Annotated in this window: 1 protein-coding gene; it reads left to right on the top strand. The window is 65.9% G+C overall.

All coding sequences use genetic code 11. The features are described from left to right. Positions 1-292: transposase (locus ACLNEE_RS17045; RefSeq protein ID WP_411425346.1), on the top strand; the 292-nt coding region annotated here is incomplete at its 5' end. Positions 293-381 lie beyond the last annotated feature (89 nt).

The raw sequence follows: 381 nt of genomic DNA, 5'->3' as shown, positions 1-381 counted from the left end.
CTCCACCAGCCGTCAGCAGCACGGCCAGCGGCCCAGGCCTTCACGGGGTCCTGCGCCCCGGGATCTGGATGCCCGAGGGCGGATGGACCGAAAACTGCGCTCTCAGGCCGGGCAGGCGATCTACGCCCTCCGCAAGACGATCGTGGAGCCCGTGTTCGGTCAGATCAAAGGTGCCAGGCGCCTGGTTCGCTTCCGGTTACGAGGCATGGAAAAGGTGAACGGGGAATGGGCCCTGATGGCCACCAACCACAACCTGCTCAAGCTGTTCAGGGCATCAGTGGCAACAGGTTGAGGGCGTGGTTGATGTCGCCAGGGCCGTGGGCGGGCATTCCGACATCGCCAGCGCTCAATGCTGGCGCTCTGCCCTCGGCGCAACGTGCG

The sequence above is a fragment of the Aphanothece stagnina RSMan2012 genome (assembly GCF_046764815.1).
Classification (GTDB): domain Bacteria; phylum Cyanobacteriota; class Cyanobacteriia; order PCC-6307; family Cyanobiaceae; genus NIES-981.
Note: the sequence above shows the minus strand (reverse complement) of the source record. Positions and strands in the feature narration are given on the sequence as shown.